The sequence below is a fragment of the Paenarthrobacter sp. GQ52 genome, assembly GCF_059759005.1.
In genome coordinates this window covers 1-19,732 of sequence record NZ_JCAXEJ010000028.1, presented here as the reverse complement: position 1 = coordinate 19,732, position 19,732 = coordinate 1, and the positions used below count along the sequence as shown (strand labels likewise).

Annotated in this window: 27 protein-coding genes; 13 read left to right on the top strand and 14 right to left on the bottom strand. The window is 59.6% G+C overall.

The window, feature by feature from the left end:
- Positions 1–23: 23 nt before the first annotated feature.
- Both AC6CH8_RS22000 and AC6CH8_RS21995 read left to right on the top strand, forming a co-directional pair.
- On the top strand, positions 24–1,577 hold the full coding sequence (locus tag AC6CH8_RS22000) for a PucR family transcriptional regulator (protein WP_498192361.1): 1,554 nt from the start codon (positions 24–26) through the stop codon (positions 1,575–1,577).
- A gap of 23 nt (positions 1,578–1,600) precedes the next feature.
- The gene (locus tag AC6CH8_RS21995) at positions 1,601–3,064 is read left to right on the top strand and encodes a protein adenylyltransferase SelO (RefSeq protein WP_498192360.1); all 1,464 of its coding nucleotides are present in this window, start codon (positions 1,601–1,603) and stop codon (positions 3,062–3,064) included.
- A gap of 78 nt (positions 3,065–3,142) precedes the next feature.
- On the opposite strand, the gene AC6CH8_RS21990 is transcribed toward AC6CH8_RS21995, so the two are convergent.
- From AC6CH8_RS21990 to AC6CH8_RS21950, 9 genes are all read right to left on the bottom strand, one after another.
- The gene (locus tag AC6CH8_RS21990) at positions 3,143–3,322 is read right to left on the bottom strand and encodes a hypothetical protein (RefSeq protein ID WP_498192359.1); all 180 of its coding nucleotides are present in this window, start codon (positions 3,320–3,322) and stop codon (positions 3,143–3,145) included.
- Between the two features lie 149 nt (positions 3,323–3,471).
- The gene (locus AC6CH8_RS21985; protein ID WP_498192358.1) at positions 3,472–3,888 is read right to left on the bottom strand and encodes a MarR family winged helix-turn-helix transcriptional regulator; all 417 of its coding nucleotides are present in this window, start codon (positions 3,886–3,888) and stop codon (positions 3,472–3,474) included.
- A 200-nt stretch (positions 3,889–4,088) separates the two neighbouring features.
- Positions 4,089–4,319 carry an antitoxin VbhA family protein gene (locus tag AC6CH8_RS21980; protein ID WP_498192357.1) on the bottom strand — a complete coding sequence of 77 codons (231 nt, stop codon included), beginning with the start codon at positions 4,317–4,319 and terminating at the stop codon, positions 4,089–4,091.
- A gap of 163 nt (positions 4,320–4,482) precedes the next feature.
- Positions 4,483–4,782 (bottom strand): DUF4193 domain-containing protein, encoded by a 300-nt coding sequence (locus tag AC6CH8_RS21975; protein WP_498192356.1) that lies wholly within the window; start codon positions 4,780–4,782, stop codon positions 4,483–4,485.
- Positions 4,783–5,596: 814 nt separating this feature from the next.
- The gene (locus tag AC6CH8_RS21970) at positions 5,597–6,004 is read right to left on the bottom strand and encodes a hypothetical protein (protein ID WP_498192355.1); all 408 of its coding nucleotides are present in this window, start codon (positions 6,002–6,004) and stop codon (positions 5,597–5,599) included.
- A 232-nt stretch (positions 6,005–6,236) separates the two neighbouring features.
- The gene (locus AC6CH8_RS21965; RefSeq protein ID WP_498192354.1) at positions 6,237–6,818 is read right to left on the bottom strand and encodes a DUF1349 domain-containing protein; all 582 of its coding nucleotides are present in this window, start codon (positions 6,816–6,818) and stop codon (positions 6,237–6,239) included.
- A 34-nt stretch (positions 6,819–6,852) separates the two neighbouring features.
- The gene (locus AC6CH8_RS21960) at positions 6,853–7,725 is read right to left on the bottom strand and encodes a hypothetical protein (RefSeq protein WP_498192353.1); all 873 of its coding nucleotides are present in this window, start codon (positions 7,723–7,725) and stop codon (positions 6,853–6,855) included.
- 2 nt (positions 7,726–7,727) lie between these two features.
- Complete coding sequence (locus tag AC6CH8_RS21955) at positions 7,728–8,231, bottom strand: RNA polymerase sigma factor (protein ID WP_091469470.1); 504 nt, start codon at positions 8,229–8,231, stop codon at positions 7,728–7,730.
- 149 nt (positions 8,232–8,380) lie between these two features.
- Positions 8,381–9,346, bottom strand: coding sequence for a hypothetical protein (locus tag AC6CH8_RS21950; RefSeq protein WP_498192352.1), 966 nt, complete (start codon positions 9,344–9,346; stop codon positions 8,381–8,383).
- Positions 9,347–9,518: 172 nt separating this feature from the next.
- Between AC6CH8_RS21950 and AC6CH8_RS21945 the strand changes: the two genes are divergently transcribed.
- Both AC6CH8_RS21945 and AC6CH8_RS21940 read left to right on the top strand, forming a co-directional pair.
- On the top strand, positions 9,519–10,292 hold the full coding sequence (locus AC6CH8_RS21945; RefSeq protein ID WP_498192351.1) for an SAM-dependent methyltransferase: 774 nt from the start codon (positions 9,519–9,521) through the stop codon (positions 10,290–10,292).
- Positions 10,293–10,510: 218 nt separating this feature from the next.
- Positions 10,511–10,966 (top strand): AAA family ATPase, encoded by a 456-nt coding sequence (locus AC6CH8_RS21940; RefSeq protein ID WP_498192350.1) that lies wholly within the window; start codon positions 10,511–10,513, stop codon positions 10,964–10,966.
- 79 nt (positions 10,967–11,045) lie between these two features.
- Here AC6CH8_RS21940 and AC6CH8_RS21935 read toward each other — a convergent pair whose 3' ends face one another.
- Positions 11,046–11,666: a hypothetical protein gene (locus AC6CH8_RS21935; protein ID WP_498192349.1), complete on the bottom strand. Its 621-nt coding sequence runs from the start codon at positions 11,664–11,666 to the stop codon at positions 11,046–11,048.
- A gap of 406 nt (positions 11,667–12,072) precedes the next feature.
- Here AC6CH8_RS21935 and AC6CH8_RS21930 point away from each other — a divergent pair, with 406 nt between their 5' ends.
- The 5 genes from AC6CH8_RS21930 (at position 12,073) to AC6CH8_RS21910 (ending at position 15,037) form a co-directional block, all read left to right on the top strand.
- Positions 12,073–12,372, top strand: a complete 300-nt coding sequence (locus AC6CH8_RS21930) for a transcriptional regulator (RefSeq protein WP_498192348.1) — start codon at positions 12,073–12,075, stop codon at positions 12,370–12,372.
- A 148-nt stretch (positions 12,373–12,520) separates the two neighbouring features.
- Positions 12,521–12,868 (top strand): hypothetical protein, encoded by a 348-nt coding sequence (locus AC6CH8_RS21925; protein WP_498192347.1) that lies wholly within the window; start codon positions 12,521–12,523, stop codon positions 12,866–12,868.
- A 115-nt stretch (positions 12,869–12,983) separates the two neighbouring features.
- Entirely contained in the window at positions 12,984–13,400 is a 417-nt protein-coding gene (locus tag AC6CH8_RS21920; protein WP_498192346.1) for a GNAT family N-acetyltransferase, read from the top strand.
- A 115-nt stretch (positions 13,401–13,515) separates the two neighbouring features.
- Positions 13,516–14,016: a hypothetical protein gene (locus AC6CH8_RS21915; RefSeq protein ID WP_498192345.1), complete on the top strand. Its 501-nt coding sequence runs from the start codon at positions 13,516–13,518 to the stop codon at positions 14,014–14,016.
- A gap of 751 nt (positions 14,017–14,767) precedes the next feature.
- On the top strand, positions 14,768–15,037 hold the full coding sequence (locus AC6CH8_RS21910; protein WP_498192344.1) for a hypothetical protein: 270 nt from the start codon (positions 14,768–14,770) through the stop codon (positions 15,035–15,037).
- A 181-nt stretch (positions 15,038–15,218) separates the two neighbouring features.
- On the opposite strand, the gene AC6CH8_RS21905 is transcribed toward AC6CH8_RS21910, so the two are convergent.
- Positions 15,219–15,434, bottom strand: a complete 216-nt coding sequence (locus AC6CH8_RS21905) for a hypothetical protein (protein ID WP_498192343.1) — start codon at positions 15,432–15,434, stop codon at positions 15,219–15,221.
- A 149-nt stretch (positions 15,435–15,583) separates the two neighbouring features.
- On the opposite strand from AC6CH8_RS21905, the gene AC6CH8_RS21900 reads away from it, so the two are divergent.
- Complete coding sequence (locus AC6CH8_RS21900; protein ID WP_498192342.1) at positions 15,584–16,141, top strand: aminoglycoside phosphotransferase family protein; 558 nt, start codon at positions 15,584–15,586, stop codon at positions 16,139–16,141.
- Positions 16,142–16,211: 70 nt separating this feature from the next.
- Here AC6CH8_RS21900 and AC6CH8_RS21895 read toward each other — a convergent pair whose 3' ends face one another.
- Complete coding sequence (locus AC6CH8_RS21895) at positions 16,212–16,436, bottom strand: hypothetical protein (protein WP_498192341.1); 225 nt, start codon at positions 16,434–16,436, stop codon at positions 16,212–16,214.
- 30 nt (positions 16,437–16,466) lie between these two features.
- Positions 16,467–17,366, bottom strand: coding sequence for a hypothetical protein (locus AC6CH8_RS21890; RefSeq protein WP_498192340.1), 900 nt, complete (start codon positions 17,364–17,366; stop codon positions 16,467–16,469).
- Between the two features lie 199 nt (positions 17,367–17,565).
- Between AC6CH8_RS21890 and AC6CH8_RS21885 the strand changes: the two genes are divergently transcribed.
- The 3 genes from AC6CH8_RS21885 to AC6CH8_RS21875 all read left to right on the top strand — a co-directional run bounded on the left by AC6CH8_RS21885 (position 17,566) and on the right by AC6CH8_RS21875 (position 18,796).
- The gene (locus AC6CH8_RS21885; protein ID WP_498192339.1) at positions 17,566–17,745 is read left to right on the top strand and encodes a hypothetical protein; all 180 of its coding nucleotides are present in this window, start codon (positions 17,566–17,568) and stop codon (positions 17,743–17,745) included.
- Positions 17,697–17,930 (top strand): Abi family protein, encoded by a 234-nt coding sequence (locus tag AC6CH8_RS21880; protein WP_498192370.1) that lies wholly within the window; start codon positions 17,697–17,699, stop codon positions 17,928–17,930. The genes AC6CH8_RS21885 and AC6CH8_RS21880 overlap by 49 nt, the downstream gene beginning before the upstream one ends.
- Positions 17,931–18,280: 350 nt before the next feature.
- Entirely contained in the window at positions 18,281–18,796 is a 516-nt protein-coding gene (locus tag AC6CH8_RS21875) for a DUF4265 domain-containing protein (protein ID WP_498192338.1), read from the top strand.
- Positions 18,797–18,831: 35 nt separating this feature from the next.
- Here the strand turns inward: AC6CH8_RS21875 and AC6CH8_RS21870 are convergent, their stop codons facing one another.
- Positions 18,832–19,203 (bottom strand): hypothetical protein, encoded by a 372-nt coding sequence (locus AC6CH8_RS21870; RefSeq protein ID WP_498192337.1) that lies wholly within the window; start codon positions 19,201–19,203, stop codon positions 18,832–18,834.
- Positions 19,204–19,732 lie beyond the last annotated feature (529 nt).

Sequence of the window (19,732 nt, the reverse complement as noted above, 5' to 3'; positions counted from 1 at the left end):
TCGAGGAGAACGGGAGCGGCAGAATGATTCCCCCGATCCCGCTGTGGTCCGTCATGAACCATCTCCCTGCGGGCGTAATGGAGAGCGTCGGGGAACAGGGCGATAAGACCGTATCGTCGCTGATTGCCCTCAGCGGTTCCCTTACCGACGTCAATCGCCAGGTCCGCGAACGTCGCAACCTCGACGGCGATCCGCTGGTTCTGCAGGGCAGCATTTTGCTGCCTATGGAGCCGCTGCCGTCCGGCGTCTCCTGGGACGTTGAAGCGCTGTTGGCGCTCGCGGCGGCGGCCGGCGTCGTGACCCTTACGGTAAAGATGCCAACCGACGACGGCGCGTTGCCGCCTAATGTGAAAAGGCTCGCCGAGCGTTTGGGCATGGTGGTGCTGACAGTCCGCAACACCTGGCAATTCGGCATGGCGGCGCAGGAGCTGCTCTCCGGGGCGGCCCACCTTCAAGGCATGTTGATTTCACGTGTGGCATCCGAATGCCGAACACCCTACGGCTCGCTCAGTCATCTGCTGCAGCGGATTGGGGTGGCGATCGGACATGAAGTGACGCTGGTGGATCCCTCGGGAAAGCTGATTTCCGCTGACTCTCTGAGCAGCGCACCCGATCCGGAGACGACAGATTCACCGGGTTCACCGGCGGAAATCCTGACGCCGGTCCACAGGGAGCAAGAGAACAGTCCGCGGCTCAGGGTGGTCACCGGCCCCTCGCTGGATCAAGAGCGGTCCGCCATTCGCGCAGCCTTGGAAGTAGCGGCGATCGCGGTTTCGGAGCTGCTCTCCCGGCAACGGCTGGAGAGGGAACGCGACGCGCGACACCGTATCGCTTTGCTGGGGCAGCTGATAGATGACGTTGGCGACGTTACCCCGTCCTTCCGGGCGAGAGCACTCGAATTGGGCTGGACTTTGGACGGCTACCACATCGCTTTCCGCGTGATCACCCGCGAGTCCGTGGATCTTGTGGCGCGAAAGCCAGACCTGGACCGTGTGTTGATGCGCGAAAAGATCCAGGCTACAACCGTTGAGCAGTCGGACGGTTGGTCCGGATGGATCAGCTTCCCGTCCAAGCCGGGGCCGGCGGACGTCAGCCGTGTCAGCAGTGCGCTGCGCCGTGCCCAACGGGATCTTGCGGCAACGATTGCAACGCAATTCGGAGTGGGCCGGCTACAAGCCCAACCTGAAGGGATCGTGAGCTCGCTCGAGGAAGCAAACGATGCCGCACGGATCGCCGGGGCCAGGGAAAACTCGGGATATTTCGTTCACGTGGACAGGCTGGATATGGCCCAACTACTGCTGATCTGGACTCGCACGGATACGTTCAGGCCCGCTGCACGCGAGCTCCTTGCTCCGCTGCTCAAGTCCGGCCCGGAACTCTTGAAGACTCTCACTACTTTCTTGGACTGCGAATCTTCATTGACGGAAACAGCAGCCATCCTCAACGTTCACCGCAACACGGTCAGCGACCGCATCAGGCGAATCCAGTCGCTCATTGCCATCAATCTGGAAGACCCGGAAGCGCGGCTTGCGTTGCAGCTGGCTTGCCGGAGTGTGCTGACGGATACGCCGGAGTAGGAGTGGATCTATATCCTTAAGTTATGAGTGACGTAGCGCGTTCCACCATCGCCTTCGAAGGGCATTTCGCACGGGAGCTCCCGGAGCTGGCTGTTCCATGGCGTGCGGAGGAGGCTCCGGATCCGCAGCTGCTGGTGCTCAACCAGCCACTCGCCGTCGAACTTGGTTTTCATCCTGACTTTCTCCGGAGCCCGGAGGGCGTTCGGCTGCTGATCGGCAATGCCATGCCGGAAGAAGCGACTCCGGTGGCCCAGGGCTACGCCGGCCACCAGTTCGGCTGGTACTCGCCGCGTTTGGGGGATGGGCGCGCCCTCTTGCTCGGCGAGGTTTCCGGTGCAGACGGGACGCTTCGCGACATTCATCTCAAGGGTTCGGGGCGCACCCCGTTTGCCCGGAATGGTGATGGCCAGGCGGCGATTGGTCCCATGATGCGCGAGTACATCGTGAGTGAGTCCATGCATGCCCTGAACATTCCCACCACCCGGTCCCTCGCGGTGGTGGCCACAGGGCGTCAGGTTCAGCGGGAGACTCTGCTGCCGGGGGCCGTTCTGACAAGGGTCGCCAGCAGTCACCTGCGTGTGGGCAGTTTCCAATATGCCAGGGCATCCAATGACATGGATCTGCTGCGCCGGCTTGCTGATCATGCGATCGAACGCCACCACCCGTCGTCGGCTGATGAAGCAAACCGCTACCTGGAACTCCTCAAGGGCGTCATTTCAGTGCAGGCGAAACTTGTGGCGCAGTGGATGCTGGTCGGATTCGTGCACGGTGTCATGAACACGGACAACATGACGGTGTCCGGTGAAACCATCGACTACGGTCCGTGCGCCTTCATGGAGGGTTTCGATCCTGGTGCGGTGTACAGCTCGATTGATGAGATGGGACGCTACGCCTACCGCAGCCAGCCGGTGGTGGCGGAGTGGAACCTTGCACGTTTCGCCGAATCGATTGCGGCCCTGATCCACCAGGATGAGGAGCAAGCGGTACACCTTGCTGTCGAGGCGCTCAATGGATTCCGCCAGGAGTACAGCGCCACGTGGTTCAACGGCATGAAGGCCAAGCTTGGGCTGCCTGAGGAAATTGACGACGACGTGGCCTCACCTTTGGTGGATGACCTCCTTCAGCTGGTTCAGGAGGCGCGCGCGGACTACACCTCGTTCTTCCGGAGCCTTGGAAAGGCAGCCCGCGGGGAGGCTGAGCCCGCGCGTCGGCAGATCCTGGACCTGGCCGCCTTCGATGCATGGTTGGAACGCTGGCGGGCACTCAATCCGGATGCCGAAGCCATGGACAGGGTCAACCCGATCTATATTCCACGGAACCACTTGGTGGAGGAAGCCCTTGCCGCCGCAAGCGAGGGGGACACAGGCCCTACGGAGCGCTTGCTGGCGGCCGTGTCCGACCCGTTCAGGGAACGCCCGGGCATGGAGAAGTACGCCGAGCCCGCCCCGGAAAGCTTCGGCCCCTACCGGACGTTCTGCGGAACTTAGAGAACGCGGCACCTAAGAAAAGCAAAGGGCAAGCGACCCGAACGGCGTCGCTTGCCCTTGACTTGTTGTTCGCGTGTCCTAGCTCCAGACGGCCCGAACCACCATGTCTGCGCCTGCAGCCAAATGGTGGCCGGTGTGGCCTGCATCGAGAACGCACACGTCCTCGGATTCAGGGGCGCCTGTTGATACGAGGCACTCTGCTGCCCTGAAACTCAGGAGGTCTACGGGGAGGCTGTCGCCTATTTGAAGTTCACTCATGATGCCCTTTTGCTCGTCCGGGCGTCACTCTAAGTGTCTACGGCCCGGTAGGTCGTTGGAGATTTCTCTTTGGGACGCCGGACTTCATCAGCGGATAACTCCATACTGCTAGATAGACGAGCTTTCGTCTACGCGGGGTTACCTAACACTTAGTTGAAATTTGTGTGGCGCACGATTGCCAGAAGCTCTTCGCGGAGGTCCTCGGAGTCCAGGTTGATGGCTGCGAGCACATTGTTTTCTTGGCGGTGCGATTGCTCCAGCAGCGTCATCCCCAAGTCGGTAATGGATATCAGCTGGCTGCGTCGGTCGAATCGATTGGGTTCACGACGGATGAAGCCTCGCGATTCAAGCCTGGTAAGCAGCGGGCCCATGGTTTGGGCTTGCACCCGGACGCTTTTTGCCAGGTCTCCTGGCGTGATAGGCCCTGCCGCGGCAACGGCGTCAAGGGTAAGTACCGCAGGATAGGTCAGACCCAGCGGGCGTAGTTTGTCGTTCCATGCAAGCTCCACGAGCCGCGCTGCCGTGGACAGCAGCCGGCTGGTTGGCCATAGTTCCATATCAGGCATTCAGGCACCCCCACGCTTGTAAGAATAGTCAGCTTACTTACTAAGGCTACATTAGGGCTGCAGCGTTGAAAGCTGACTGCCGGTCAGCGACCGGCTCGCAATAGGGGCACGACGGCGGAACAACTCCGACGCCGATGCTGCAGATGCCCTGGTCCTCCCTCTTAAGATGCCGGGGCAACAGCAGGGATCATCGACTTCATTTATTGTGCGCTGTGGTTCTCTTTCGCCCTCAACTGGGCCGCGCGTTCCCTGACCATCTCGAGAGCCATGGGGAGCTCCAGCCGCCCCGCGACATACTCGCGGACCACTTGTAGGCCGGTGGCATCGGGTATCGCCCCTTCGAGATCCCAGCTGGCAAGAATTTCAGTCATGGCCTCCCGGCGCTTCTCCACGGGGTCCGTGGACGGAGGCGCGATTTTCTCGAATGACATGTCAAGCTCCTGCTTCTTTTCAGGGCCCAGTTGCCGTGGAGGCTGATTGGAACCGTTGGTGTAACGCACTAGCTCCTAGTGCAAAGCACCGCAAGTGCCATTCCGGACTCAGCACGTGGAGTGCCCGGCTTCACGTTCCCGAGAATTAGTATTCCCCCTCTACCTAGCCTTCACATTCGGTGCAGTACTTCTGCCCGTTGGTTTCCCGTGCGAGTTGGCTGCGGTGGTGGACCAGGAAGCAGGACATACACGTGAACTCGTCATTCTGGATGGGGACGATCTCAACCTGAAGTTCCTCGCTGGAAAGGTCAGCGCCGGGAAGTTCGAAGGCGTCAGCCAGCTCCCCTTCGTCCAGGTCGATCGTGTCCGTGCGTGCAGCACCCTTGGCCGGTGCCAGCCCTGCCAGAGGCAAAGCCTGTTCCTCTTCGGGCAGGGCCCGCGGTGCGTCGTAATCGGTGGCCATAGTGGTGAACCCCCTTGTAAAAGTGCCTGTTTGGTTATGTGCGCACTTAGTAACTCCGGAGGTTTGCACTGTATTCCCGCTCAGTCTCTCTTGTGGACTCTGCGAGGGTGACACTTCGTGACCGGACGTTGCCGACGTGGCACCTGTGTGCATACTAAAGGTGACTGAAACTTGTTGGTGGAGCTTAGGGGGAGCAATGAATAAGTGGACCTGGATCTGGGTACTTACGGGAACGGCATTTCTTGTGTTCGTTCTGCCGTACATCATGGCAGCGTTTGGTGCTGCCCCGAATGGAACCGAAACTCTCCTGCTGGTCCTCCTACTCTGGGTCGCCACTTGGATGGTAGGCCGTCGGCGAGCTCGAGAGAGTGCAACAACTAGATAAGACTCGAAGTTGACCAAAGACAAGAAGGACCGCGCAGAATTGGCGCGGTCCTTCTTGTGTTTCATGGAATCTAGCTGCGCGTCGACGCCTGCGTTCGCAAGCTGACGTTCTCTGAGAACGCGGGCTCGTATTCACAGAACGATCTTAACGGCCAGACTCTTTCCACCTACAGGAAGACGATGCCAAAACGACGGTGGACACCAACCAAGTTGGTGTCCACCGCTCCCTGTTCAGGAAATGTTGTGCCAGAAACAGCGGGTCATGGTGATTATGCAGCCGGGGCCATAGAATCAAAGCGTGAAGTTCGAGGTTATGGCCCTCTATCCGCACCAAAGACCGTACCGCGCTGAACAAGGACCCGACTGCTATCGGGTCCATTGTTCTTTAACGGCGGAGCGCGCCACCCCGTTTTGTTACCCGCCTTCCGGGTCAGGAAAGGTCGAACGCCGAACGTCCCGCGCCTCGCTCTGCACCGTGCACCTGCAGGGCGTGGCGCATGGCCTGGCGGTTGTCTTCAGCGAGTTCAGGTTGGCTGGCGACTCGGTAGAGGTCCGCTGCCCACTGGAATTCATCGGCAGCAGCGCGGAAGCGGGCTTCGTCGAAAAGCCGCCTGCCGATGTGGTGGCGAACGTAGGCTTCCTCTTCCGGCGACCGGACTGTTCTGAGCGCTTTTTCATGGAGCACGGCGGCCTCGTGCCAGCGGTACTGACGCTGATTGATCTGCGCAAGGACCAGCAACAGCTCCCGGCGGTCAGGTGTGTGGGGGAGTAGTTTGAAGCCTTCGTCCAAGGCTTCAGTCTCCCGGCCAAGTAGCGCAAGATACCTAATGCGTTCCACGGGAGGACACTCGCCTGCTAACGCAGCTTCCAGGGCTTGACGGTCGATCACCACGTCACGAAACGTGGCAGGATCAGTACGCCAAAGACTTGCAGTATCTTCCACCGTGATGTGCCCCCCATAGGCTTGTTACGGAGCCAACTGAGTCGCAGCACTGTCAATGGCAGGCTGCCGGAACCTCCATGATCTCATGAACGGTTGGGCCCGCAAGTTCGCCTCAGCCTCGCTGGCATCAGTGGAGTTGGCTGTCCGGGGGAGTAGCCCGCCAGGAGTGAAAAGGGACTGTCAGCCCTGCGCGTGTGGGTGCGCAGGTGAACGGCCCGGCGAGTGCGACCACGTCAGGTGCCAACGGCACAACACGTACCAATTGGAGGTCGTTGCTGCCCGAACCAGCCCGGATGGTTAGGGCGTCGCCCGAGCGGCTGATCCGAATGCGGACCCGCCCGCCGTTCCAGTCCGGGACAGGCGCCAAGGACCAGTCCGAGAAGCGGTCCGTCACCACCGCGCCCACTTGAGCGGCGCCGTCGGCGAATTCCACACCGGCCTTGATCCAATGCTCGGCGCTGATGCGCACGAAGATGCCTGCTTGGTCGAACTGTTGGGAGAACGCGGCAGTGAACTCAACCTCCATGGCACTGTCCTGCGGAAAGGGCGCGAGCAGCGCGTGCTCGGTGTCGTGGATGAATCCGTAGGACGTCACGCGCCAAGCGTCGCTGCTTTCGGCTGCAGTCACCAGAAGGTCACCTGCCTGCTCGACGACGGCGGCCGGCCGGTTGGTCCACTCGCCGCGGCTCCAGGGAATGTCAGTTGGCACTGGGCTCCTCGATGTTCATGAATGGGTAGGCGCTTTAGGGGGTTGTCCCGCCAGGGGTGGTGGGTCCCGGTCCAACAAGTTGAGCCCTCAGCCGGACCGGGATGCCCTTGTCGGTGAACTCTTTGTCCATGCCTTCCTGCGCGGTGGCGTACTGGCCGTTTTGGACCGCGTAGGTCTGGAACTCCCAGTTGTAGACGCTTGACCAGAGCTGTCCGTGGTCGTTCAGGTATCGGCCGTTGTCCTGCAGCCTGGCCACGCCGTACCAGGCGTTGCCGCCGTCAAGACCGATGGCCTTAATTCCTTCATCGGAGATGGAGTAGGCGAGCCAGCCTTCGGCGCAGCCGAGGACGGTGTAGTACTGCTGTTCATTGGTCGGGATGGGTTTGATGGCCCTGACTTGATCAGCACGTTGGATGTCAATGTTGTCCACGGTGCAGGCACCTGCGGCGGGGCCGGGAGGAGCTGCAATGGTGGGCGGCACAGTGGTGGGGGCGGGAATCGGCGGGGCTACCGGCGCGGTTGTGGCCACGGCCGGGATGGTGGGCGTCGGCACTTGGGTAGCCTCCGCCGTCGGGATTGCCGTTGGCATTGGGGTTGCCGTTGGCGAGGGCGAAGGCGTGGCCGTCGGCGTAGCCGTCACAGTGGGGGTATCGGTGGTGGCAGGTGCCGGCGCAGACTGAGGTGCCAGGTTCCCTGCTACAACGACTGCCCCGACGACGGCCGCCGCAGCGAGAACCACACCTGCGGTGCCTAACCACCCCGATCGCCGACGCTTGTGCTCGGCGAGAGACACGACGTTGGGATCGTCGGAGAAGACATGGGACCGTCCCGTCAGGACACCCGGGGTGGTGCCTGGTTCGGGGACATGGGGTTTTGAGTTTTTCATGAGTTGTTCGATGCGGTCCATGGTTAGACTTCCCGTTCTGTCATGAGGTATGTCGGTGCGGCTTTCGCGAAGGCCTTGCGGGCCCGGTGAAGCCTGACGGCTGCAGCCGATGGGGAACACCCCAGGCTCTCGGCCAATTGGGCTGTAGTGAGGTCGTCCCAGTAGGAGAGCATCAGGATCTCGCGGTCCTTGTCCTTCAGCTTGGAGAGAATGTCGGCAACGTTGACCTGTTGGTCATCCTCGCTTTCGGATGCCCTAATGCGGGCTTCTTCGGCGAGGCGCTCCATAAGCTGTTCGCGCCGTCGCCGGCCTTTGTATTCGTTGCCCAGCACGTTCCGGGCTGTGGCTATCAGCCACCCGATGCCCGGCGGTTCGGCAGGCATTTTTTCCCAAACGATCCGGAACACATCATTAGCCAGCTCCTCAGCCCGTTCCCGGTCGTTGATCCGATACGCGATGTATTGGTAGATGCGGCTGAAGTGTTCAGCATGAAGAGCACTCAGTTCCTGCTCTCTAGTAGCCAACATCTTTATTTCTTTCCCCCGGGCTAGCGCTTGATGATTCAAACACTTAGTTTCCCGGAGACGGCTGTTTCTTACATAACTGCTGAAAACTTAAAGAGAGATACCCGGCAAGCCTCCTGGTGGGCTTGCCGGGTATCTGGAGCGTTTGGTGGTTAGGCGGCGTAGCGGAGACTGGTCAGCAGTGCCCGAAGCTTGACGTATTGATCAGTTTTCATCCACGCTGCAGCGGTTTCAGGCGTCATGGACGCGTCGATCTCGGCAACCGCGGTTGCTGCCCCGTTCGGCATGATCATGAAGCTGTTCACGGAGGCGCTATCAGGGCCTTCTGTCATGAAGTAATCAGCCACAACCCCCATGTAGTAGCGGACCGGAAGTTCAGGGAAGTCGGCATAGTCATCCCTTATGAAAGCGAAGTGCGAGGCACCGTTACGACTGTCGAATGCACTGAGTTCCTGTGAGTCGAGGATGGTGCGGTTGACCGGCCCGGCGACCAGACCGCCGGTGCCTCCGCTGGTGATGTGAGCAAGTTTGTCACCGGTTTCGTCAAAGATATTGGCAGCCAGTGAGTTCTCCTTTCCACCGGGATGATTTGCTTCTTCGTTATACGGTGCCTGCTCCACCTGTACAGTCCAGCCGGCGGGCACATCGAAGGAGATGTGGCCGTCCGGGAAGGTAAACGTGCCGTTCCCGTAGTCGGGCGAGACGTGCGGGGTTGAGGGGACAACGGGAGTAATCGGCGCCTCTACAGTGACTGTCGGTGGGGTGGTCACCTGAGACGAGGGGAGCGTGGGCTCGACAGGAATAAGGGGTGCTGCCGGCACTGAGACCGGTGTTGGCCATGGGGAAGTTCCAATAATCGGGGTCTCTGCCGCAGATGTCGGAGCATTGGGCAGGGACTCTTCAGCCGGCGTGAGGGCGCTGGTGGCAGGGGAGGGAAGCCCCTCCTCTTCAATGGGAGCAGGAGATAGCGGCGTGAGGGTCGGGATTTCCTCTGAAACTGTAGCCGTGGTTGATGTCCCTGCCACGGGTGGCGCCGACGAGCACGCGGTGAGAGCAAGTGCAAGTGCAAGCGATGTGAGAATGGCGTACTTCGCGTAGTCGGATCGGTGGTACTTCATGGCTGGGTTCCTTCCCCCTTAGTCGAGCCGGGCAGATCAGCCCGCTCACACATGTTGTTTCCGGGTAGGAACGAATACTTACAACGGCTCCAAAATCTTTTGAGAACATGCTTCGTTTCCATCTGGAAGGGTGCCGCTCAGCCGCTTCTGTGAAGCATGAGAACATCATTGAGTGACCGACAGTACTTCGCTTGAACTGCCGCCCCTCTACGAGTCCCTGACCTGGCTTACCCCGCTTTCCGAGGAACGTGCGGCACACCTTGTGGCGTTCCTGTCAGACCCGGCGCCGACTGAGATTCTGGACATGGGGTGCGGGTGGGGTGAACTACTACTTCGGGTTTTGACGTCGGCCCCGCAGGCACGGGGACGCGGAGTGGACAGTGCTTCCGCGTTCATCGACCGAGCGAGGCGACAAGCATTGACTCGTGGGCTGCTCGACAGAGCGACGTTTGATTCGATGCCTGGGCTGGAAGCCCAGGTTCGCCCCGCAGACACTGTCATCTGCATCGGCGCGAGCCAGATCTGGGGGCCGCCGGTAGAGGACGCGCAGCCGCTTGACTACGCCGCAGCCCTGCGAGCCCTTCGAGCCCTGGTGCTTCCCGGCGGCCGACTCGTCTACGGCGAGGCGATCTGGTCAGCAACACCTCATCCGGCTGCCACCGCCCCTCTGGCTGGGCGTGATGACGAGTACCTGACACAAGATGCGTTGCGCGAGCAGATCCGCGCCGCTGGTTTCGAGGTGGTGGACGACGACCAGGCAAGCGTTCAGGAGTGGGACGTCTTCGAGGCCGGGTATCGCGACAGGTTTACCCGTTGGCTAGAAGCACATGATGCCGAGCATCCCGCCGCAGAGCAGGTCCGTCGGCAACATGAGGAACAGCACGCTGCATATGAAGAGGGCTACCGAGGCGTACTCGGGATGACGTATTTCTGCCTAAGGGGGTAGGAGTCCACGGCGACTCACCGTCATGTGACGCACAGACTTGCTGGCGTTCCACCAAGGATCGTGTATCGGGCGGGCCGGGGTCTGCTCGGGGCTCTCAGTCGGACTCACCAGGCGACTGATCTATATGCCCATGCCGATCGGCTACCGGAGGCCAACGGAGATTGTCCGTTCAGGGAACGGCTACCGGACACTCTGGCACACCGTATACGCTGACTCGCATGTCTCAAGTTCTGATCACCGGCATGTCAGGGGTGGGAAAGACAACGGTGCTGCGCGAGTTGTCCCGGAGAGGCTACCGAACGATCGACACCGACTATGACTCCTGGGTGCTTCCTGACGGCACATGGGATGAACCGCGCATGTCGGCACTTCTGGCGTCTGATTCTTCCCTGGTTGTCTCAGGGACTGTCGAGAATCAAGGATGCTTCTATGATCGTTTCGCCGCTGTTGTTCTCCTGAGCGCACCCGTAGATGTCCTCATCGAGCGCGTCTCGATTCGTAAGAACAATCCCTACGGCAACTCAGAGGCAGACCAGTCCGCGATCCGCCAAAACATTCTCGACGTCGAACCACTGCTTCGGAACGGGGCGACCCTCGAACTCGATGCTCGTCGGCCGGTCCCAGAGCTGGCGGATGATATTGAACGTCTCATCGCGATGTCCAATGAGTCCTAACGCCCGATAAACGATCGTTCACCGAGACACCTCCATTGCCATCTGCATCAGGTAGACGCTCCCCTTCGCGAACATATCCCTACCAATCTTTTCGTAGTGCATCGTCCGGAACGACATAGGAGCTGGAGTAGTGAACCCAATGGTCCCTGCGTCCCTCCCTGAAAAGGCGGTCTGCAACCATCCGGCACTCCTGCCAGTCCTTCCGGGAGTTCTGCGGCCCATAACCGACAGCTTGACCGAGTTGATCCAAAGTCACCAGCCGTGTGACTCCCGGCGCAGTCGCTACTTCGTAAGTGAAGGTTCCTTTGCTGGAGAACCATCTATTGCGGACGGGAGTTTCGATCAGACGGAAGTAAGTGCCTCCATTGGCGAACATGGCAGCAGCCGCGCTCGCCTTCGATTCCGGCTCAGCATTGACGAAATCCGTGAACTTCTGGAGAAGTTCTTCGTACTCGGCGTTGAGGACTTCATCCACTGCTCCGTCCTTCTGCACGTACCGGTCACTGAGGCTTCCGCTGCCGCCCTTCAGTGACGAGCGGAGCCACAGCCGAACTTCCTCCACAGACTCTGCCGATGGTTCGGTCTGAAGCGCTCTGGCAAGGGATTCGTATTTGAGCGCCACGACAGAGAGGTTCATGTGTCTTAGCAGGGACGCAAATCGCATAAAGTCGGCTGCCAGTACTTCAGTGTCCGTTTTCATCAGGCTTCTTTCGCGGGGTAGGGGTAAAGCGAACCACGGGAGGACGTCGCCTTCACGGTATCCCGGCAGAGGAAGCCGATCCCTTCTCGGGGCCCTAGAACCCGACGTAAGCCGGGGTCTATGGGGCGCTTCAAGCACCCGGTTAGGGATCGGCTGTGACTTTCAGCAGTAAAGGGCGGCGTTTTACCAGCGCAATTTTGCGCATTGGGTAGCTGGCAATGGGATCCCCATGCGGGCGCTGGCGGGCCTGGTGGACGACCGGCTTTCGGGACGCTGAAATCAACTCAACCCGATCATCGGTTCTTGACTTTCCGTATCAGAAATCTGTCCTCGCAGGGGCCGCATGCCTTTGGTCAAGCGCCCGAATGGAGAATGCACTCGCCAATTCGATCCGCGAGAACAGGTAATGCCTGCCCATGAATCTCCGCTGCCGGCCTCGGACGACGTAATTCACAGCCCATACCGCCTGCGTATCTGCAGCCTCCTGCACCGGCTCGGCGACACCGAATACCAACTCCTACGTGACAGCCTGGACATAAGCCCCTCAGTTCTCAGCAAACACCTCAAACGGCTAGAGGAAGCCGGCTACATACAACTGTCCTCTCGCACGGTCAACACCCGCCCACACGGCTGGGCCTCGCTGACGGAGACGGGCCGAAAAGCCTTCCTCTCCCATGTGGCATATCTTGAACAGATCATTCGCTAGGCGGAAACCTAGCAATGACCCATGCACTGATGGCGCTTCGCAATAATGCGTCCGGTCAAGGATCCCTAAGCGGACGCTGGGTAAAGTGACAGACTTCCAGTCAGTTGGGATTAGTTTCCGCGATTGATGGACTGAAGGAGGAACCTCCGTGGTGTCGCAGGATCAAAGGCGAGAAGCGCTCTATGACCTCATACAGTTGCGTCGTCCATTAGGCGAGTCGTCGGCTCGATTGTTGCCGTTTGAATGGTCCTCTCAGGAGGAATTGGCCACTGTTTTTGCTCAGGATGTCGGCCATGCTCTTGACGAGTTCTGCGCCGGGAAGATCAGGGCAGATGATCTTTGCGCATGGGCGGAGGAGCTGCAGGGCCGCGAAGATATTGCCCTGAATTCTCAAGATCGCGATTTCTTGGCGGATGCACTCTTCCAGCTGTCCACGCCCGAGCTTTGTGGGCCCGCCGATGAGGTGGCCGTTGCCCTCAGGCTGCTGCTGACCTAACGCCCAGGCTCTCAGCGGAGAGCACCAGAGCGTCCGGTGAAGGATCCCTCAACGGGACGGACATTGGCATGCTGTCCGTTGTTTCGAGCTTGCCCCGTTCCCCTAGGGTGTTGTCATGATTGAGCGTTATTTCTTCTCCGCCGAAACGGAAAGAGTTGACCGTGCCCGCGTGCACCAGTGGCTCAGCGAGCAGTCCTATTGGGCACAAGATCGGGCTCGTGAGAAACAGGATGCAGCGATGGACGCCTCTCGGAACTACGGGGTGTACGACATCGGGTCTGGAGAGCAGGTGGCTTACGGTCGCGTCGTGACTGATGGTGTTACGTTCGCGTGGCTCTGCGACGTTTTCGTCGCAACCGAAGCCCGCGGTCAAGGCATCGGCAAGATGCTAGCCGCTGGCGTAATCGCGGATCTGGAACCTCTAGATCTGAAACGCATTCTGCTTTCAACGGCCGATGCACACGGTCTTTACGCCCAATACGGCTTCACCGAGCTAACCGAGCCTTCGAAAATGATGGCTCGCGTCCGTTGATCCGTCCCTGAACGGACGCCTGTACGTCCGATAACCGATCAGCCAAGGGCTTAGATCGGTTTGCTTGCGCTCCTACCCAAGTGGCGGACGGCAGGAGGGGCAATAGGCTTGTGGAATGCCGATGCGATGGTTAACCCGGGAGACGTTCACAGGAGATCTCTCAGAAGAAGAAAATGTTGAGAGGGGGAGATCGTGGTGGGAATCCCGCCAGTCGATCCGGCCGTTGCTTCACTCTGGCGCTGAGCGCCTAATTGACGTCAACGTGCACGATGGCATCATCGACTCGCTGCGTCAGGTCACACCGGACTTGGTTGAACTCCGGGCACTGATTGGTGATCTGCAGGTTGGCTATGAATGGTTTCACGCCCGCTACGAGGGTGCCACGCTGAATGTTCTCGAGCCGGGCTTCGGCCAGGCCGGCACTGCCTTCGAAATGCTCCGAGACGAACTGGCGCTCCAAGACGGCTCCTTCGTTCACAGTCTTATCACTTGGCCACATGGAGAATTCGACATTGTGTTCACTGCCGTAGAACTGGCATTCACCCCAGGGCGTGGCAAGGACCGTGACGCACTCTTCGCACGTGAAGAACCACCCACCTCGCAGGCCAAAAGGTGACGGTTATGTGGAGCCGGTAAGCATTCCAGATGTCCGGTTAGGGATCCTCTAACGCATTGCGGGCCGGTAAAGGACGGTTCGGAACCCCGCCAGCGTATTTTGCGGTTTCGGCGGCGGGGCCCAGCCTTCTTCTCGACGTCGGCACGGCACGCTAATGTCCTGTGTCCGTTGTTTTTCCCGCTCGACGGTACAACCAGATACTCAAACCTAAGAGCGCTACATCAATGACGACTGTGACCCAATAAAAAACTGTTGGCCGACGGCCCTCGACCACAACAGCGAATACTGTGCTTGCCAGCAACAATAAAGCAATAACAGCCATGAACAAGGATTGGCCCTTGAATGGCTGCTTCATAAGCCAACTCATGCCCTGAGCCTAACGGCGTGGTCAATGCCCTAAGACAAGTGGCGGGAGGAACGGCGGCCTCAGACGGGAGACCATCCCGGCCAAGGCACCATCAACTCGGTTGGCTAAACTTCCGCGTCTCAAAAGTAGCCGACAAGACAGATGGCCTCCACTTGATGCGACATGAAGCGATCAAAGAACGCGCCATTTATCGGCAATTCCGCAGTGGCGGGGGAGGTCGCATCCACCCTACCGGTGAGGGATCGCCGAGGGTTCCTTGGCGTGACCGTAGTGGACATTGGCGGGCGTGTGGAAGTCATTGCCGGAGTGTTGGGAAAGGGGCCATGTGCAAGTCTTGGATCGTGGGGTTGTTCCTCCCGCTGAACTTTACGAACGGATTCTGATATGGGCGAAGGCGAAATGAAGATGCTGGCTTTTTTCGTCGGGGTGGCAGCGCTGGCCGCGGTGTTATTCGTTTCAGGCGTCATCTCGCAGCGCCGCCGGCGGGCCTCCAGGGGTTCTGCGTCCGCCCGGACCGGCGGAGGCCACGGTGACTCAGGTGTGACCGTAGGGGGTGCGTCCGCGTCTTCTGACGAACGTGGCGGCACTGATGGCGATGGCGGCGGCGGTGGCGGTGGTGGTGCTGACGGAGGTGGCGGTGGCGGTGGCGACTGAGTATTGGTTCGGCCTGAACCTGGACAAAAACGTGCGGCGAAAAAGCAAGATGGACCAGGCGATGAGGATGAGCACGTCCCGTCAAGGTCCGGCTTCGAACCGGCCCCGATAGCCGGTGGATCACCGGACGCTGCCGTCCGTGCAGGGATCCCTAAGTGGGACAGTCGTTAGCCTGACGTACTCAGAGGACCCTGGCGTGGTATTTGGAGATAGTGAAGCGCTGGTCTCGCATACGTGGCTTCAAACGGACGAATGACAGCGCGGTCCTGAAAGTGTCGATGTTTTCGAGAATGACCTGCTGGCAATCGGCAGCCCATTGAATGGCGTCGCGCTGGTGATGGTAGAACGCCTCGGGCTTGCCCGCGCTGCTAAGCACGTGCCTCGACAGGGAGATCATTTCGGACTGGCGGCGCAGAATCGCCTCCAACAACTGCTGCCCGGACTCAGGGGCACGCTGTATTAAAGGTACGGATGGCTATCCCTGAACGGGCGCACTCAGGGGTTCGACCCACTATTGGTCAGGTGCAGCCGTGCGAGGATGATCGGATGGACGAGGAAGAAGCGCTGGCCGGTGGGAACTGGACGGACGAAGTTGTCAGAGTGGGCGGCACGGTCCACCGGTCGCGCGGCCCTAATTCCGACTTCGCAGCGACTTTACTTGCTGAATTGGAGGGCTTGGGTATTCCGTTCCCGCCCGCATACCTAGGTCGCGATGACAAGGGCCGGGATGTGTTCACGTATTTTGTCGGCTCCACCACGGAGCATCCGAACCAGCGCAGCGAGGATTCCTACGTCACGGGCGGTCAAATGTTGCGCCAGCTTCACGACGCCACGGCTGGACATCCACTTGCCGCCGGGGGTGAATGCGTCATCCACGGAGATCCAGGCCCTTTCAACACTATTTTCCGTGACGGGATGCCCATTGGCCTCATTGATTGGGACTCCGCCAAACCTGGTCTCCGGCTGGACGATCTGGCGTACATGGCATGGACATGGTGTATCTACGCCGACAGCCGGATTCCGGTGCACGATCAAGCACGGAGGGTAAACAATCTGCGCTTGGGCTATGGCTTCGGTATCGAACACAGCCCGGGGCCCGCGTGACGGACACGAAATGGCCGGCTCCGGGTGTACCGGCGCCGGCCATTCGTTGGTTCAGTAACCTTCCCGCTGGCTAGTCGCGATAGGCGTGAGCCAGGGTGGACTCCCGGACGGTCTGGGCAGTGCGGCTTTCCTGCGTCCTTTTCTCGCGGCGGTCGATCACGATTTCATTGATCGTGAAGGGAATCAGCACGATCAAGGGCAGCATGATGCCTTGCCAGAAAGGCCAGAGGGAGAGCACGAGCGGGATGAAGGAAGCGACGAACAAGACACTGTGTACGTATCGGTACCACTTCATGTCATTGCATCCTTTCAGTGGTGAGTTTCATCAGAAGCCGCAGTCCCGGGCAGGCATCGAGCGGAGGCCCCACCCCGGATTGGTTATGTACACTCCGTAGCAGCCTAGCGGCTGGACGCTGGAGTTCGAATAGGTGTTGCTCACGTAGTTGACCACTCCCGCGACTCCGCCTACGCCCACAACGGTGCAGATTTGGCTCACGATCTTGGCGGCAACCCCCGAGACCTTGCTGAACGTACAACCGGCCCACGCGCCGCCGGCTCCGATGGCAACCGCGATCGAGGAGAACATCTTGATTTCGATACCGCTAACTGCCAGTACCGGCCAGGGAACCCACTGAATGCTCGGATCGGCCACGACCGGGTAAGCCGTCGAGGATGTGTGCTCAACGGTTTGCACCAGAGTTGAGCCCTCGACCGAGAACTTGGTCGGAACGGCTGCACCGGTGGCGTCGTATGCCCAGGGCTTTTCGACGTGCCCCAGGGTCTCTCCTGTCGCGGTGGTGATGGAAATACTTCCGTCAGCGCTGGGTGTTGTGGAGAAACCTTCAGGAAGGTCCAGCGCGAACCGGTACTCCTTCGGGGCTTGCTCGCCTGCGATGGAAATCAGGGACTGCGTTCCCCGTTCCGTCGCGTAGCTGGTGATCGACGACTCCGGCAATGCAGTCTTCAGGAGAGGATCACCTTCACCCTTGAAGAGGCCCGAAGGAACATGCTTCAGGTCTGCTCCTTGGGGAGCAACGATCGTCCCAGGAACCACAACGGAGAAGTCCTCCGCGCCTACAGGTCCTGTTCGGATAGTTGTGGAATCCTGGGCGACCTTCGCTTTGTCGATAACGCGAAGTCCTGTGTCTTGAACCGCTGGAGCCTGCTGTGATGCTGGCGCTGCCGTGGCCGCATTGATTCCAGCAGCCAGCGCTGCGACTGTCATCAGGCCGGCGATAACCGACCGCGAGAATTGATGCTTCAAAATACCCCCAAACTAATACGCTCCGCCGCCTGAGCTGCGGAAACGCGTCGGCTCTATGCCGAGCCAACAGTATTGAGAACATGCTCACACTTTGCAAGTCAAGTCTGTGAGCAGTGAACGGAGGGCAGCGGGACAGCCCACATACCGTGGATATAGTGACGTGAATGGGCGAAAGCGCTGGCATGCGGAGGTCAGCAACCGCGACAAGGTTCTGGGGAGTTTTCGAAAGATTCAGGCACGCGACGAGATCTTCATCAGGCACCACATCAACAAGGGAGACCCCGTTCCGTTCTGGGCAGCCATCGAAGTGGTCTCGCTCGGGACTTTTCCCGGTCCTTAAGGGCGCTGCGCGACAAGAGCGTCCTCGTACCCGTCACTAGGTCGCTACAACTTGAAGACGAGCCGAAGCTGCTCCAGGCTGTTCAGAACATCACTTTCCTGAGGAACATCGCCGCGCATCATGGGAGGCTATGGAACCGACGTTTTGACGGTCACGTCATACTTCCTGCGATCGCGCTCCAATAAAAGAGACAATAACTCGCACCCAAGACCCCCGCCGCAGCACTAACGCTCCTTGCCGGCCTGGTCGACCAAATCGAAACAAGCACTGACTACTCGAAAAGCTTGCTCGATTTACTTCACTCTGAGTCGGCGTTCGTCGACGGCTACTACCGTCCGATCCTCTGAGTCATTCTGTTCCTAGGGGAACGACGGCCTGCACAAGATTGTGGTCGCTGAGGACCACTTATCGAGGCGGTACCTTTACGCTCTCGCCACCACTCGGACAGGTTCGGTAAGGGATCCCTCATCGGACACAGGGAATGCATGCCCGCCGGAGCGCTCTCATGGATGCGTTCGTTGGGTAGTCTCAGCTGGTGACTGACTACCGGCAACATCCCAGCATCGTGGCACACTGGCGCGATGGTTCACTCCAGCCCCTTTCAGAAGCTCAGGAAGCGCAAGAGACCATATGGTTCGCGGTGCCCCCTGAACCTGACACGGAGCAGATGTGGGAGGGTCTTCGCGGTCGCTTGGAAAAGGACGGCACAGCGACTGTCCTGGCAGTCCCCGCTTATCTCTATGACGTCAACTTTGGCGACGGCGTGAATGTGATGCGATCGGCGGAGAATGCCCTTGTTGTCACCGGAGTGGAGCGCGACGCTCGCAACTTCACATTCAGAGTCCTGCTGAAATCGGATGACCCCAACGCGTGGCAGCCCCTGGCCTCTGAACTTGCCGAGCAAGGTTGCCTCCTCGATTTCATCTCTCCGCGGTTCTTCGCCATATCTTGCGGCGAGCCCCAGGCGCAGGAAGTCGCCGACAGATTGTTCGCACTGGAACGCGATGGCTTCCTTCATTATGAGACTGGCCGAGCACAACAGGTGAAGTAGGCAGCCGACGGAACTGGTGTCCGGTGAAGGATGCTCTACCGGGCTTTTTCGGGGTATTTGTGTCGTCGGACGGTTCTGAGGGAGCGCAAGCCTTCTTGCCGTAGCGTTCTAATCGTCATAAAAATGACAAGAGCGTGTATGAAGGCCCAAGCAAACTTGGATGAGTCATCAAAAAACAGCATCAACATCACGACGGACGCTGCAGAGAAGAAAATCCCTGCGATCAGTGGGGACGGGATCATGGTTTTCAAAGAAAGTAGATTCCAGATTCCCACAAAGAGGCCGGCGAGGGACACCACGGCGAAGCCCACGATCACAGCAACAACTGTGGCAATCCAACCAGCCGGTACGGGTGTGCCAGCGGCCTGATAATCCAGAAACTTCCCATTCACCGCTACCGTGTTCATGATCGTAATCCAAGCAAGGGCCGATCCCGACATGAGGTAAAAGAATCCTAGACAATAGCGCCTAAACCTTGTCGCACCGTCAGGGACAAGGGCGGCCGTCCCATCAGCTGGCAATGTCTGAGTGTCGTCTTGCACCGTCGAATCGGAATGACCGGTCTGTGGCTGCTGCTCTTTGCCCATTGTGGCGTGCCCTCTCGCATGTGGCGGGCACTCCCGCGTTGCCATCAGGAAGTCTACCCGCCGGCCACCAAGCTCTCGCGCCTCACGTTCCGCTTCATGGTTCTGACGTTCAGAAGTCCATCAAACGGCGTCCGGTAAAGGATCCCCTGCCGGGCACCTGCGCGACAGCGTTTTGCACTGCCCGCCATGCCCGGTGTGAATCTTTCAGCGACGTGAGTATAGGACCCTCCCCGTCGAGGCGTCCCGGACCTGGGTGACGCGGTCCGTAAAGAAGAAATCGATCGGTAGGCCAGCCATGAACGGGCTCGCATTAGTTGTTATATGCGCGTATTCATCGCCGAGGTCGTAT